Annotated in this window: 11 protein-coding genes and 1 pseudogene; 7 read left to right on the forward strand and 5 right to left on the reverse strand. The window is 63.6% G+C overall.

Annotation, left to right across the window (positions count from 1 at the left end; all coding sequences use genetic code 11):
- Positions 1 to 3 precede the first annotated feature (3 nt).
- The 3 genes from QU595_RS28260 to QU595_RS28270 are packed head-to-tail and all read left to right on the forward strand — an operon-like array spanning position 4 to position 4,295.
- Positions 4 to 1,731, forward strand: a complete 1,728-nt coding sequence (locus QU595_RS28260; RefSeq protein WP_315928322.1) for an amidohydrolase — start codon at positions 4 to 6, stop codon at positions 1,729 to 1,731.
- The gene (locus QU595_RS28265) at positions 1,725 to 2,681 is read left to right on the forward strand and encodes a GTP-binding protein (RefSeq protein WP_315928324.1); all 957 of its coding nucleotides are present in this window, start codon (positions 1,725 to 1,727) and stop codon (positions 2,679 to 2,681) included. The genes QU595_RS28260 and QU595_RS28265 overlap by 7 nt, the downstream gene beginning before the upstream one ends.
- Positions 2,682 to 4,295: a 5-guanidino-2-oxopentanoate decarboxylase gene (locus QU595_RS28270; protein WP_315928326.1), complete on the forward strand. Its 1,614-nt coding sequence runs from the start codon at positions 2,682 to 2,684 to the stop codon at positions 4,293 to 4,295.
- Between the two features lie 42 nt (positions 4,296 to 4,337).
- Here the strand turns inward: QU595_RS28270 and QU595_RS28275 are convergent, their stop codons facing one another.
- Entirely contained in the window at positions 4,338 to 5,003 is a 666-nt protein-coding gene (locus tag QU595_RS28275; RefSeq protein WP_315928328.1) for a GntR family transcriptional regulator, read from the reverse strand.
- Positions 5,004 to 5,111: 108 nt separating this feature from the next.
- Between QU595_RS28275 and QU595_RS28280 the strand changes: the two genes are divergently transcribed.
- From QU595_RS28280 to QU595_RS28295, 4 genes are read left to right on the forward strand one after another with little or no spacing between them, the layout of a single operon-like run.
- Positions 5,112 to 5,897 carry a 5-oxoprolinase subunit PxpA gene (locus QU595_RS28280; RefSeq protein ID WP_315928330.1) on the forward strand — a complete coding sequence of 262 codons (786 nt, stop codon included), beginning with the start codon at positions 5,112 to 5,114 and terminating at the stop codon, positions 5,895 to 5,897.
- Positions 5,890 to 7,497: an urea amidolyase family protein gene (locus QU595_RS28285; RefSeq protein ID WP_315928332.1), complete on the forward strand. Its 1,608-nt coding sequence runs from the start codon at positions 5,890 to 5,892 to the stop codon at positions 7,495 to 7,497. Before QU595_RS28280 ends, QU595_RS28285 begins: the two co-directional genes overlap by 8 nt.
- Entirely contained in the window at positions 7,494 to 9,200 is a 1,707-nt protein-coding gene (locus QU595_RS28290) for an acetyl/propionyl/methylcrotonyl-CoA carboxylase subunit alpha (protein ID WP_315928334.1), read from the forward strand. The genes QU595_RS28285 and QU595_RS28290 overlap by 4 nt, the downstream gene beginning before the upstream one ends.
- Positions 9,201 to 9,257: 57 nt before the next feature.
- Positions 9,258 to 10,121, forward strand: a complete 864-nt coding sequence (locus QU595_RS28295; RefSeq protein ID WP_315928336.1) for an urea carboxylase-associated family protein — start codon at positions 9,258 to 9,260, stop codon at positions 10,119 to 10,121.
- A 144-nt stretch (positions 10,122 to 10,265) separates the two neighbouring features.
- Here QU595_RS28295 and repC read toward each other — a convergent pair whose 3' ends face one another.
- The 4 genes and pseudogenes from repC to QU595_RS28315 all read right to left on the reverse strand — a co-directional run.
- Entirely contained in the window at positions 10,266 to 11,507 is a 1,242-nt protein-coding gene (gene repC / locus QU595_RS28300) for a plasmid replication protein RepC (RefSeq protein WP_315928338.1), read from the reverse strand.
- Positions 11,508 to 11,661: 154 nt separating this feature from the next.
- Positions 11,662 to 12,687: a plasmid partitioning protein RepB gene (repB, locus tag QU595_RS28305; protein ID WP_315928340.1), complete on the reverse strand. Its 1,026-nt coding sequence runs from the start codon at positions 12,685 to 12,687 to the stop codon at positions 11,662 to 11,664.
- Positions 12,672 to 13,862 (reverse strand): plasmid partitioning protein RepA, encoded by a 1,191-nt coding sequence (repA, locus tag QU595_RS28310; RefSeq protein ID WP_315928345.1) that lies wholly within the window; start codon positions 13,860 to 13,862, stop codon positions 12,672 to 12,674. The genes repB and repA overlap by 16 nt, the downstream gene beginning before the upstream one ends.
- 260 nt (positions 13,863 to 14,122) lie before the next feature.
- Positions 14,123 to 14,755, reverse strand: a pseudogene (locus QU595_RS28315) (IS630 family transposase); the annotation flags it as partial.
- Positions 14,756 to 14,828: the final 73 nt, after the last annotated feature.

The following is a 14,828-nucleotide window of genomic DNA, read 5'->3' on the forward strand; positions in this document are numbered from 1 at the left end:
GAAATGCGCGTTCTCTACGACCACCGCCCGAGCCATTCCGCCCGCAGCGTCCATGCGGACCTCGTGCTGGTCAACGGCCGCATCTACACCGGCGACCCGGGTTTGCCGTGGTGTTCCGCACTGGCTGCGGCGCGGGGGCGCATCGTCGCGCGCGGCGAGCGCGCGGACGTCGAGCACCTGATCGGCCCGCAGACGAGGGTGACCGACCTCGGCGGACGCTTCGCCATGCCGGGCCTCTACGACATGCATACCCATCCCGACCTAGCGCTGGCGCCGCGCTATGCCGAAGACCTCGATATCGGCATCGTCGATCCGACGCCGGACCAGGTCCGCGATGCCATCCTCGCCTATGCGGCCAAGCACCCGGACCGCGAGTGGATCTACGGCCAGTATTTCGTCCGCTACACATTCCGGCAAGCTGGGCTCGTGCCTGGCAAGGATTGGCTGGACACGGTGATGACCGACCGGCCGGTCGCCCTGCTCGACCGCATGTGGGGCACCATGATGGTCAATTCCGAGGCGCTGCGCCGCGCCGGCATCGAGACCCACACGCCCGACCCAGCCAACGGCTATCTGGAGCGCGATCCGGTGAGCGGCGAGCCGACCGGCCTTCTGATCGACGGCGCCTATGCGCTAATCCATGCAGCCATGCCCCCTACCCCGGTCCCGGTTCTGCGCGCCGCCTATCGCGACGGCGTACATTACCAGTCCGCGCGCGGCGTCGTGTCGACCAAATATGTCCATGTCTGCGAAAACCGGCTGAACGCGTTGCAGTCGCTCGACCAGGCGGGTGAACTCACCCTGCGTGTCGAGGCCGCGATAAGCTGGCAGGACGACATTTTTCCGGTGCGCCGTCGCTGGGAGCTGATCGCCGGGGAACGCCACTACTACCGCTCGGCCCGGCTCAACGCCAACGCCGTAAAATTCCATTTCGACGGCACGGTCGAGCCGCGCTCGTCCTATCTCATCACGCCCTGGGACGGCGGCAATTCCGGCTGGAGCGGCAAGCTTAACCTGACGCCCGAGCATCTTGCCGACATGATCTGGGACATGGACCGGCAGGGCATCCGCGTCATCGCCCATTGCACGGGCGATGCGGCCTCCGACACTTTCCTCGACGCGATCGAGGAAGCGCGCCGGCGTCCGGGCGGGCTCGGCGTGCGCCATCAGTGCGCGCACTCGACCATCCTGCATGGCGGTAACCTCAAGCGCTTCCGCGACCTCAATGTCACGGCCGAGTTCTCGCCGGTGTCGTGGTATCCGTCGAAATTCGTCTCGGGCGCACGCTCCGGCTACGGCCCGGAACGGCTGTCGCGCGCGTACAATATCAAGGGCGTGCTGGAAGCCGGCGGCGTTGCCGTCATCGGCACCGACTGGCCGGTCAGCCCGCTCGATCCGTGGATCGCGCTGGAAACCATGGTCACCCGCGCCAATCCGTGGGGCGAGGCCGAGGGCCGCTTCGGCGAGCCGATTTCTCTGACGCAGGCCATCGACGTAATGACCAAGAACGGCGCTTGGTCGATGGGCATCGAGCATGAGGCGGGCTCGCTCGAAGTGGGCAAGTCGGCCGACATCATCGTGCTCGACCGCAACCTGTTCGAGGTCGAGCCGCAGGGCAACATCCACTCCACCAAGGTGGACCTGACCTTCATGCAGGGTCAGCTCGTGCACGACCGGCTGAACGGGAACTCCGATGCCGTGTGGCACGGGGAGGCGCCGCAGCTATGGTGACGGAGGGCGCCGCGCCCGTACCCGTCACCGTCATCGGCGGCTTCCTTGGCGCGGGCAAGACGACGCTCGTCAACCACATCCTGAGCGGCGACCATCGGCTGAAGGTCGCCGTGCTGGTCAACGATTTCGGCGCGATCAACATCGACGCCGCGCTGATCACCTCGACCGAGGGCGGGCTCTACAGCCTGTCCAACGGTTGTGTCTGCTGCGGTCTCAACCAGGGCTTTGTCGAGCAGCTCGAAGAGCTCCTGGCCGCCCGCGCCGACATCGACCACATCGTGATCGAGGCGAGCGGCGTGGCCGATCCCGCCCGCATCATGGATACGGTGCGCTATTCACGTTTCTCATCGCGCCTGCGCGCGGATGCGATCGTCGTGGTGGTCGATGCCGCCGGCTTTGACGATGCGATCGCTGCCGCGCCCGGTCTTGCCGAAGCGCAGATCGGCTCTGCCGACCTTCTGGTCCTCAACAAGACCGACCTTGTCGGACGCGAAAAACTCGATGAATGGCGCGCGCGCTGGACCTTTCCGGACAGCCGGATCGTGGAAACCACGCAAGCGCGTGTGCCCTTCGAGATTCTGTTTGCCGGCGATGTTTCGGCGCGCCCCGTCGCCTCCGCTTTCGCGGCGGAGCCTGTTCACGAACAGGCTGTGAGCGCGCTCTGGCGGCATGATGGTGCGGTCGATCTGAAGCGCCTGCAGACGGTTCTTGCCGGCCTGCCCACGGCGGTCTATCGCGCCAAAGGATTCTTGCGCGCGACCGGCGGCCGGCGTTTTGCGGTGCATCTTGTCGGAACGCGCCTTTCCTTCGAGCAACTGACAAAAGCGCCGGAAGGCCTCGGCGCGGACAATATCCTCATGCTCATCGGCTTCGGTGAGCGACCGCCCTTCGACTCCATCCTGGCGCAGCTCGACGGCTGCGTGGAGACCGCTGCAAAAGGAACTGCCTGAATGAAGACGGTCGGAACCTATCTGGTCGAACTGCTCGCCGCCTATGGCGTCGACACCGTGTTCGGCATTCCGGGTGTGCACACGGTGGAAATGTATCGCGGCCTGCCCGGCAGCGGCATCCGCCACATCACGCCGCGCCACGAACAGGGCGCCGGCTTCATGGCCGACGGGTATGCCCGCGCCACCGGCAGGCCGGGCGTGTGCTTCATCATTTCCGGCCCCGGCCTCACCAACATCGCAACAGCCATGGCGCAGGCCTATGGCGATTCGGTGCCCATGCTGGTCATCACCAGCGTCAATGCGCCGGGTCGCATGGGATCGGGCGAAGGACACCTGCATGAGCTGCCCGACCAGCGCCAACTCGCCCGCCAGTTCACCGCCTTCAGCCACACCGTACTGCGCGCCGAGGAACTGCCGCAGGTCATCGCGCGCGCCTTCGCCGTCTTCTCCTCGGCACGGCCGCGCCCGGTGCATATCGAGCTGCCCATCGACCTGCTCACCCTGGACGCTTCGGACCTTCCCGCGGTAAAGCGCCCAGCCCCGACACGCCCGGCGCCGGAACACCACGCCATTGCCGAGGCTGCGGCCCTGTGCGCAGCGGCAAAGCGGCCGGTCATCATCGCCGGCGGTGGCGCGGCCGATGCCGGCGGGCCGCTGCGCTCTTTGGCCGAAGCGCTCGACGCGCCGGTCGTCATGACGGTGAACGGTCGCGGCGTCCTGCCTGCCGGCCATCCGCTCGGCGTGCCGTGCAGTCCTGCCATGGAGGCGACCAGCGCACTTATCGAGGCGGCTGATCTCGTGATTGCGGCCGGAACGGAGTTCGGCCCGACTGACTTCGATTTCTACGACACCGGCGGCGCGCGCATCAACGGAAAGCTGATCCGCATCGACATCGATCCCGAGCAGGCCATGCGCGGCCGCCCGGCCAACCTGGCGCTGGTCTCGGACACCCGGCTTGCGCTGGAAGCGCTGGTCGCTTCCGCCTCGCCACGCCCGGCAAGCGACGGGGCCAAGCGCGCCAAGGCCGCGCGCGACGGCGTGCGGCAGGCGCTCAACCCGGTTCTGCGCGCTGGCGTTCACCTCATGGAGGTCGTGCGCGACACGCTGCCCGACGTGGTGATCGCCGGCGACTCGGCTCAGCCGGTCTATGCCGGCTGCATCGACTTCGCCGCCAACAGGCCGCGTTCCTGGTTCTGCTCGGCCACCGGCTACGGCACGCTCGGCTACGCCCTGCCGGCGGCCGCTGGCGCGCTGATCGGCTCCGGCCGGTCCACCGTCTGTCTTGCCGGCGACGGCGGCATCCAGTTCACGCTGCCCGAACTGGGTGCGGCCCGCGAGGCCGGACTGCCTTTGATCGTGCTGTTGTGGAACAACAACGGCTATGGCGAGATCAAGGCCTATATGGAGGCGCGCGGCATCGAGCCGATCGGCGTCAACATCTACACGCCGGATTTCTTGGCCATCGCGCGCGGCTTCGGCTGCGAGGCCGAGAACCTGGACGATCCGCGCGATCTGCCGGCGAAGCTCAAGGCCGCCGCGCAGCGCAACCGGCCGACCGTGATCGAGATCGATGAAGCGGCCTATGTCGCATCGCTTGCGGCCGGTAACTCTTGACGCCGCTTCGGGTTGAGGTTGGGTCCGGGCGCCGCTGGACCGTCAGCGTTTTCGTCCGCGCTGGAGTGCGGCAAGCACTGCGCGCTCGGACTTTACAAGATAGGTTTCCAGCTGCGCGAGCGCCCCGGTCGCGTCCTGCCGTTCCAAAGCCTCGACCAGCGCCAGGTTGAGCCCGATATAGGGCTCATGAAGATGGGACGTGTCCTCGAGTTGGCCGAACACGAGCCGTAATTCCGCAAGCACCAGGTCGAAGCAGGCCGAAAGACGCGGACTGTCGCAAAGCTCCACCATGCGGCGATGGAATTCCATATTGAGCGTGCCGACGCGCCGCCAATCGCCTTCCCTGCGGGCTACGTCCGCCTCGACCGCCGTCTGCTGCATACGCGCAAGTGCAGGATGGCTGTTGCCAGCCGCCTGGATGGCACCTTTCTGGATCACCGCGCGCACCCGGTAGATGTCGATGACGGCCGCCTCGTCCGGCGCGGCGACGAAGACCCCTCGATTGGGAATGTAAGCCAACAGCCCCTGGCTGGTCAGCAGTCGAAAGACCTCGCGCAATGTGTTGCGCGAGACGCCGAAGCGGCTGGCGACCTGCTGCTCCGACAGCTTTTCCCCTGGCCCGAACTCACCTTCTATCAGCAGGTCGCGAATGCGCGTGGCTACCGTTTCGGCGAGCGAGCGGTCATCTTCCGGATTTTCAGGTTTCATCTAGGATCTAGGGGGTCCATTCTCATTATGGCCTTGCAGATTCATATTGTTGAACAATCATAATCATGATACTCAACAACGGAGAGTGATATCCGAAGGGACTGTGCCATGGCAAGCATCGATCTCAACAGCGACCTTGGCGAGAGCTTCGGCCCTTGGCCGATGGGCGACGACGTTTCCATGCTGGAGATCGTGACCAGCGCCAACATCGCCTGCGGCTTCCATGCCGGCGATCCGGCCGGCATTTTGACTGTGCTGAAGGAAGCGGCACGGCGTGGCGTTTCGGTCGGCGCGCATGTCGGCTACCGCGATCTCGTCGGCTTCGGCCGCCGCAACATGGATCCCTCCAGCGCTGAACTGGTCGGCGACACGATCTACCAGATCGGCGCCTTGCAGGGTCTCGCCCGCGCAGCGGGAACGACGGTGCGCTACGTCAAGCCGCACGGCGCGCTTTACAACACCATCGCCCACGACGCGCGGCAGGCCGCCGACGTGATCGCCGGGATCAAGGCGATCGATCCCTCGCTGATCCTCATGGCGCTGGCCGGCGCACCGATCGTCGAACAGGCCCGCGCTGCGGGTCTCGCCGTGGTGTGCGAGGCCTTCGCCGATCGCGCCTATAACGCCGACGGCAGCCTGGTCAGCCGCCGCCTGCCCGGTTCGGTCATCCATGATCCGGAAGTCGTGGCCGAGCGTATGCTGCGCATGGTCACGGAGGGGAAAATCGCCACCACAGACGGCGTGGAAATTCCGCTCGAGGCGCAATCCATCTGCATTCACGGCGACAATCCCGCTGCGGTGGCGCTCGCCCGCGCGTTGCGCGAAAAACTGGCGAAGCGCGGCGTCGAGCTGAAAGCCTTCGCCGATATGACAAAAGCCGTGAGCCGTGGCTAAGCGCTTGCGCGTTCTGCCCGCCGGGCTGGATTGTCTGCTCGTCGAACTGGGCGATCTGGAAACGGCGATGTCACTGTTCGACTGCCTGCTCGCCGCGCCGCTGCATGGCGTGATGGAAATGGTGCCGGCCGCCCGCACGGTGATGGTTCGCTTCGATCCGCTCGTCACCGATCGCACGCGGATCGTGGAAGAACTGGCGCGCATCGACCTTTCCGTCCACAACGCTCGCAAGGGCGAACTTTACGAGATTCCGGTCGCTTACGACGGCGAAGACCTGGACGACGTGGCGAAATTGCTCGGCTGGACGGTCGAAGAGGTGATCCGCCGCCATACGGCAGCAACCTTCACCGTCGCTTTCACCGGATTCGCGCCGGGCTTTGCCTATATGACCTGCGACGATCCCGGCTTCGACGTACCGCGCCGCAACAGTCCGCGCACGCATGTGCCGGCGGGATCTGTCGCTATTGCCGGCCAGTTCGGCGGGATCTATCCGTCCGACAGTCCCGGTGGGTGGCAAATCCTGGGGCGCACACCCGTCAAGATGTGGGACACGGCGCGCGACAAGCCGGCACTGCTCGCCCCCGGTGACCGCGTGCAGTTTCGCAATATGGCCGAAGGCGCGCGGGCTCCGGTCTTCGCAGCGCGCAAACAGGAAGCGCGAGCCCTGAGCCCAACGCAGGGGCTGCGCGTCACACGCTGCGATCGCCCGGCGCTCTATCAGGACCGCGGCCGGCCCGGCCGCGCCGACCAGGGCGTCGCCGAATCGGGCGCACTCGACCGCCATTCGCTTGCCGAAGCCAATCTCTGCGTCGGCAATCCCCGCGATGCGGCGGCGCTGGAGATCGTCTTTGGCGGATTTTCCCTGCGGACGGATCGTCCCGTCACATTGGCGGTGACCGGTGCACCCTGCCCGCTCACCATTCATACGCATGATGGCGGCATGGTTGCCGCGCCCTTCGCAAAGCCCTTCGCGCTCGACGCCGGCGACGAGTTGAGCCTCGGCATTCCGCCGGAAGGCGCGCGCAGCTACCTGGCGCTGCGCGGCGGCTTCGTGGTCGAGCCGGTGCTCGGCTCCGCCGCCACCGACACGCTGGCGAAGGTGGGCCCCGCCCTCGTGCAAACCGGCGACGTGCTGGTTCCGGCAGATCGGCCAGCCTGCGCCGTCGATCCCTGCCGCCCGCAGCCACTCCCCCTGCCTCGCGCCGGTGAGATGGTGACGCTCGACATCGCGCTCGGGCCGCGTACCGACTGGTTCACAGACCAGGGCATCGAGACATTGCTTTCGCAGGAATGGCTGGTCACGGCGGAATCGAGCCGCGTCGGCATGCGCCTCTCGGGCAACGAGACGCTCGAACGGCGCGACCATGCCGAACTTCCATCCGAAGGTACGCCGAACGGCGCGATCCAGGTGCCGCATAGCGGCCAGCCGGTGCTGTTCCTGGCCGACCATCCCGTGACGGGCGGCTATCCGGTCATCGGCGTGGTGGCGCGTCATCATCTCGATCTGGCCGGACAAATGCCGATCGGCGCGCGCATCCGTTTCAATCCGATAGCCGGCTTCGATCCGCAGGAGATCGAGCAGAGGAACCCCGCACGATGAAAAAGCTGCTCATCGCCAATCGTGGCGAAATCGCCGTACGCATCGCGCGAGCCGCCCGCGACTACGGCGTCGCCTCTGTGGCGATCTATTCCGACGCCGACGCGGCCTCGCTCCACGCCGAAATGGCCGACGAAGCCTATGGGCTCGGCGCAGGCCGCCCGGCCGAGACCTATCTGAACATCGAAAAAATCCTCGGCATCGCCCGCCGCTCCGGTGCCGACGCCGTTCATCCCGGCTACGGTTTCCTGTCGGAGCGGGCGGAATTCGCTCGCGCGGTGATCGAGGCCGGGCTGATCTGGATCGGTCCCGCGCCGGAGGTCATCGACGCGCTCGGCGACAAGGTCGAGGCCCGCCGCATTGCTGAAAAGGTCGGCGCGCCGCTGGTCAAGGGTTCCGACGGGCCGCTGGCCTCGGCAGCTGAAGCCGTGGCCTTCGCCAAGGAAGTCGGACTGCCGCTGGCGATCAAGGCCGCGTTCGGCGGTGGCGGGCGCGGCATGAAGGTTGCCTACCGTATCGAGGAAGTGGGTGAACTGTTCGAATCCGCCGTGCGCGAAGCGACCGAGGCCTTCGGACGCGGCGAGTGCTATGCCGAGCAGTTCCTCGACAAGCCCCGCCATATCGAGGCCCAGATCATCGCCGACAGCCATGGCAACACGGCGGTGCTGGGCACCCGCGACTGCTCCTTGCAGCGGCGCAACCAGAAGCTGGTCGAAGAAGCCCCTGCCCCCTTCATCAGCGACGAGCAGCGCGACCGCATCCACGACGCAGCCCGTGCCATCTGTGCGGAGGCCGGTTATACCGGCGCGGGCACGGTGGAGTTTCTTCTGTCGCAAGACGGCGTGATCTCCTTCCTGGAGGTGAACACGCGCCTTCAGGTCGAGCATCCCGTCACCGAGGAGACAACCGGCGTCGATATCGTCATCGAGCAATTGCGCATCGCTGACGGCCTGCCGCTTTCCACGCAGACGCCTGCGCCGCGCGGCCACGCCTTCGAATTCCGCATCAATGCCGAGGATCCGGGCCGCGGCTTCCTGCCGACGCCGGGGCATATCAGCCTGTTCCGTGCCCCTTCCGGGCCTGGCGTGCGGCTCGACGCCGGCATCGAAACCGGCTCCGACATTTCCGGCCTCTATGACTCGATGATGGCAAAGCTCGTCATTACCGGCGCGACGCGTGCGGAAGCGCTGGTCCGCGCTCGGCGCGCGCTGGCCGAATTCCGCATCGAAGGCGTCGCGTCGGTGCTGCCGTTCCATCGCGCGGTGGTGGACGAACCCGATTTCACCGGCGAAGACGGCTTCAAGGTCTTCACCAACTGGATCGAGACGGAATTTCGCGGCATCGCGCCTGCCCCGCGAGTCGATCCTTTCGAGGGCGGGCTGCTGCACAGCTTCATCGAGATCGACGGCAAGCGGCACATGCTCGCTCTGCCCGCGGCGCTGTTCGCCAATGTCGCGGTGCCGCAATCGATCGGGTCGACCCGGCCTGCGCCGGATGATGATGCGGTGCGCGCCCCTATCCCCGGTACGCTCCAGAAATGGCTGGTAGAGGACGGGGCGACGGTCGCGGAGGGCGACGTCATCGCCCTGATCGAGGCCATGAAGATGGAAACGCGTATCGCCGCCCCGAAAGCGGGCCGCATCCACGTCAAGATCGAGGCAGGCTCATCAGTCGAGCTAAATGCCGTGCTCGCCACCATCGACTGACGCTCATCGCGCTTCACAAAGGTCGGCAAAGACCAAAAAAGTTTCCGGAGAACCAAGATGAAACCCAGACCCGTTACCGAAGCTCCTCTGGACGCCGCCACCCGCAAGGCGATCAGGCCTGTGATCTGCTATCCGGTCGATACCTTGCCCCGTCCCGACCTTGCCGCCTATCGTGCGTTGCGCGACGACCTTACCTTTGTCGAGCGCGTTGTCGTGCCGCCACGCGATGCAGCCTGCTGGACCGTGCCGGCGGGGCATTTCTGTCGCATCCTTTGCAGCGAGGGTCCCCAGGTCGGCGACCTCAACCTGTTCAACGCCAACGATCTGAACGAGAGGTTCTACAGCGGCAAGACACGCGCGTTGAACGGCACCCATGTGGGGCTTGGCGACCAGCTCTTTTCCAGCTTTCCCTATATGCGCCCCATCGCCACCATCACCCACGATACGCTCGACTGGTACGGCTTCGACGAGTTCGGCGGTTCGGTGCATGACGTTATCGGGACGCGCTGCGATCCCTATACCAACAATCTGCTCAGTCATGGCGGACAGTATCACCATTGCTGCCATTCGAACCTCACCCGCGCCTTCGCGGAAAAGACAGGCAAGCCGCTCGCCGAGGCGGAGACCTATATCCATGATGTGCTGAACGTCTTCATGTGCACCGGTTTCACCCGTGACACCGGGCAATATTTCATGAAGGCGAGCCCGGTGCGTCCCGGCGACTATCTGGAATTCTTCGCGGAAATCGATCTCCTTGGCTGCATGTCGGCCTGCCCGGGTGGAGATTGCTCGACCGTGCATTCGTCGGATGCCGCCGCCTGCTATCCGATGGTCGTGGAGATCTACAGGCCCGCAGGCCGGCCGCAAGGCTGGGCTCCGCCGGCGGTCAACGGCTATGACAGATCGCATGGGCTCCAATAGTCCTGCATTCGGACAGCTCCCGGCATGTGTATATCTTGTGCGGTTAAATTTGCTCACAGCACTATAAACCGCACGGCCTGTCTCCTGCTTAAAACGGCCTGTAATTAGCCTGTCGCTTGCTGAAAGCCCGGGTCCGTAGCTTTTTCAAGCAGCCTTCCGATTACTCTGGAGATATCTCGGTGCTGTCCTCCTGTTTGGCGGCAAGCTATGGGCCTTGAGTGTTGCCAGCAGCATTGGGCCGACCGAGAATTGCCCTGCCCTCGCTTTTTCTGTCAGGGCGCGCAGATATCCTCCCGCTGAATTTATATCCTGAGCCCTCTGCAAGATGCAGGCGATGACGATCGCTGCCGTTTCCGGGCCCATGACGCGGCAGGCGTCTTCGTAGGCCGGCAGTGAGACCCCAAGATACCCCTTCACCTGAACGGCCGTTGCCGCCAAATCGCGCCAGCTTCCGATTTCCGTAGGCGCATAGTTCGAGATGTCGGGACAGGCTTTCAACACCAGATCGAGCGAACAGGCTTGGGGCGATTGCCGTGGTTGGTCGGACGGCTTGGTGTCTGCGTGGGTGGTTTTGCGTGGCAGTTCAGATTTAACAGGTAAATAGGTATGTGAATTAGAATGCTGCGGTTCATTTTGGGACTCTTTGGCGCCCAGATTCCCGACATTTATCAGTTTTTTCAAAGCGATATCGATCTCTTCGCGAATTGCGTCGAGCTTCGTGGCAAAAGGCTCGAGTTCGTGGAGGTCCGCCTTGCGGGGAAGCTGGTCGACGACGGCCCTGTAACGGCTCCACAGCCCTTCCCAGGCGCCGGGAGCACCTTCGTTCATCGCCGCTTCGATCAGTTTGCCGATGTCTCGACGCTGCAGCGTGATGCGCTCCCGCATCCGCTTCAGGGCCCGGTTGTTCCTGCGGACACGCTCGGCGGCCATGTGGAACTCTTCCGCACGCGCCAGCAGCGGCGCCAGGGAAAAGCCGAAAGCGTCTTCCAGCTCCCCTCCCCTGCCCTTGTGCGCGTATCGTTTACCGTTGGGACTGTCCTTGCGCAGGATGATGCCGCACTCGAGCAGCGCGGCCAGATGCCGGCGCAGCGTGGCATTGGCCATGCCATGGGCGCGAAGCGACAGTTGCTTGTTCGAGGGAAAGACGATCAGCCCGTTCTCTTCCGACAGGTCATCGTCGGGATAGAATGATAACAGACCGGCAAGCACGGCCAGTGCACGGTCGCCGATGCCGATGATGGATTTTCCTTCGCACAGATCACGATAGACCTGCCATTTGCCGACCACTTTGCCTTCGGGGATCTCGATGGCCTTCATCCGTGCTGCCATCAAGGCAAACGACATCGGCCGGCTCCCAAAGGGAGTCGCTGCAATATGCCTCTCCATGTTCTTTCACCTTCGATAAGGCAAAAGAAATCTGCCCGTCAAAGCGACGCCAAAACTCTTGACAGTGATTTGCGGAAATGTGATTCTCTGATTGTCTAGATCTGAGAAGGGCTTCCGCGACGGTGACGTTTCGGGGGCCTTTTCTTTTGCGGGGTCAATCTCCTGTTGATGCCTTCTGCGATCTTCGGAAGTCCTGATAAAGACCCTCCAATCGCGCCGTGATGTAGCCCGCGAAGCTGGGTCCGTCCTTGGACTCGTAAGTCACGACGGTCTTCTTCGCAGTGGATTTGAGCGTAACGGCCACGGACTTGTCGTCGGACATCCAGGGACGGATGCTTTCACTGCCGCTCGCTTTGGTGGAAGCCGGCTTTGCTATGGCGTCGAAGACAGCTTCGAAACGTGCCGCGCTCGCAAGCTTGTTGAATTCCGCTGTCGCGACCAGTTCTCGCCAGTTCTCAGGGCTGGTGTTTGCCAGCCGCTCAACCAGTTTGTCCCAACGCGGCCTGCCTATGCCGGGCGCTGCGCCGATCGTTTCGATCAACTCGATCGGTAGTTTGCGGGCCAGAGCGATCATTTCCGAAAGCACGCCCTTCGAACGGGTGCCGAGCGTCTGCATGATCACCATGCGCGAGGTACCCCGGTCCTCGAGGCGAAGCGCAAAGAGTGCGCGTTCGATGAAGCTGAGATCCTTTCGCTCGAGGTTTTCGTTACCTTGAGCGATCACCAGCTCGTCGTCGGTCAGCTCCTTGACAAACGCCTTTACGGGTTGCCCGAGGCGGCGAAGCGCGGCCACCCTGCGGTGGCCGAAAGCCAATTGATAGCGCTCGCGCCGCTCGGGATGCGGCCGCACCAGCACAGGCAATATCTGCCCGTTTTCCCGAATGCTTTCGACAAGGGCTTCAAAATCGTCGCTGGCGAAATCATCGAGGCGATCCTTCACAAAGGAGGCGTCGATATCCGCCGGATCGAGCTCAACTATGGTGAGGCCGTCGGCCAGCGCCTTGCGCAGAACGTCGGCCTCTTGACCCAATCCGGAGATCGCCTCGTTCATGCTCTGAAGGGCGCCGGAGGTCATGTGCGGACGCTGCCGCGGCGCGGGGTTCTCAGTTGAGAACTTTGCCGTGATCGGTGTCAGATAGTCCTTCAGCGCGTCGCGTCTTTTCGTCATTTGCGGCCCCATGTCTGCGCTACCAGAGATTCCACCTCCCCGTTCAGAGCGTCCATGGCTTCCATGGCCCTGTCATAGGTCTGGCGATGGAAGTTCTCGCGGCCGACTTCGTACAATGTCTGCTTGGTGATCCCGGCATCAGAGATGGCTGCGGATTTCACCATCGCGTTGGTCAGCACGCGATCGCCGAACAGACCCCTCAAAAGCCCGGCGATCTGGGACTGAGAGCTGTCGTTGGGCTCGTAGCGGGTCAGAACATAGCGGAAGAAATCGTAGCCGGCATTGCCGCCTGCCCTTTCCACGACGTCGAACAAGCCGGCGGTCATGTGAAGGAACTGCGACATCGAGGCGACGTCGAGCATCTGGGGATGGATCGTGACAAGAACGGAAGTCGCCGCGCAGAGCGCCGACAAGGTGAGATATCCGAGCGACGGCGGACAATCCAGGATGATGACGTCATAGTCGGGTTCCACGGACGATAGCGCCGAGGCGACCCGTGCGAAAAACATCCGGTCAGCCGACCGCACCCTTTCGGTCAAGGCCCGCGGGGTCTCGTGTTCGAATTCCTGTAGTTCGAGGTTGCCGGGCACGATATCGAGGCCGGTGAAATAGGTCTCCCGGATGATCTCCTTGAGCGGCCGCTGCTGGTCGTCGTAGCGGATGGCGCCATAGATCGTCTCATTCGCCTCGAGGTCGAACTCGGGCTGAATCCCGAACAGCGCCGACAAAGACGCCTGCGGGTCGAGGTCAATGGCCAGCGTGCGATAGCCTCGCAGCGCGAAATATTGTGCCAGATGGGCGCTGGTCGTCGTCTTGCCGGAGCCGCCTTTGAAGTTGGTGACGGCCAGGACCTGGAGCTTGTCGCCCGCACATCTGCGCGGCACATAGCCCTTCTTGTTCCTGCCGAGATGATCTCGGATATCGTGGATCTGCTTCAATGAATAAAGGCGGCGGCCAGCGGCGTTCCTTTCAGCCTCCGGTATCACGCCCTCAAGCACGAGCGTGCGAAGATAGGCATCGCTGATGCCGATCAGCTTCGCGGCTTCCCCGGCCATGAACTTGCGCAGTTCTTTTTGAGATGTCGGCTGAAATGCTTGCGCACGAAGATGTTGCAACTGGGCGCTGAGAATGTCAGCATCAGTTTCGATCAGCCGCGTCAGCGATTTCGGAGCCGTTTCTCGCGGCATATCCAAAATGATGCTCTCAACCATTAAAAACGCTCGGAACAGTTATTTTCCAAATCGAGCGTAAGATGCCGTGAGTCTGTTGCGGCGTCAAACGATTAAGGGTTAACCAATGGTTAACACGCCGGCCGTTCACGGAAGCTTTGCCGCCGTGGGTAGGTGCCAAGTTCTCAGTTGAGAACCGTTCTCAGAACGAGGCGCGCATTGTCGCCCGAGCACGGTGGCTACGATAGCATTGCGATGGAACTTGTATCTAGAGTCTTTCACGTTTTGACGGAAGCGTATCCGGCGTTTGCGAAGTAGTTGTTGCATTCGGCTGCCTCGATGGTTTCGACGAGGTGGCCTATGTGGCGCCAGGTGTCCTCGACGGTGCGTTTCTGTGCCTGGCGCATCCAGTGCTTGATCTTGGCGAATGCCTGCTCGATCGGATTGAGGTCTGGTGAGTAGGGCGGCAGGTACCAGAGCCTGGCGCCAGCGGCCTTGATCATCTGCCTGATGGCCGCCGACTTATGGCTTCCCATGTTATCCATGACGACGATATCGCCGGGCTTCAGCACAGTGATGAGCTGTTGTTCGACATAAGCGCGAAAGCATTAGCCGTTGATCGGCCCGTCGAAGACGCAAGGCGCCGCGAGCCGATCCCAGCGCAGCGCGCCGAGGAAGGTCAGCGTGCGCCAGTGGCCGTACGGAGCCAGGCCGCGCAGCCGCTTGCCCTTCGGCCCCCAGCCGCGCAGCGGAGCCATGTTGGCCTTGATCCAGGTCTCGTCGATGAAGACTAGGCATTGGGGATCGAGGCCGGCCTGCCAGGATCGCCATCGTTGGCGCCTGCGGGCAATATCGGCGCGTGCCTGCTCAAGGGCGAACAGCGTTTTATGGGATGGCCCGCCCCTCCTGAGAAGCATCGGCTAGGATGCTGGTGCTGATTTGAGAGGAAGGAGCGAGCCATGAACATTGTGATCCTGGGGATCG

Source organism: Mesorhizobium sp. SP-1A (assembly GCF_032460275.1).
In the GTDB taxonomy this organism is placed as follows: domain Bacteria; phylum Pseudomonadota; class Alphaproteobacteria; order Rhizobiales; family Rhizobiaceae; genus Mesorhizobium.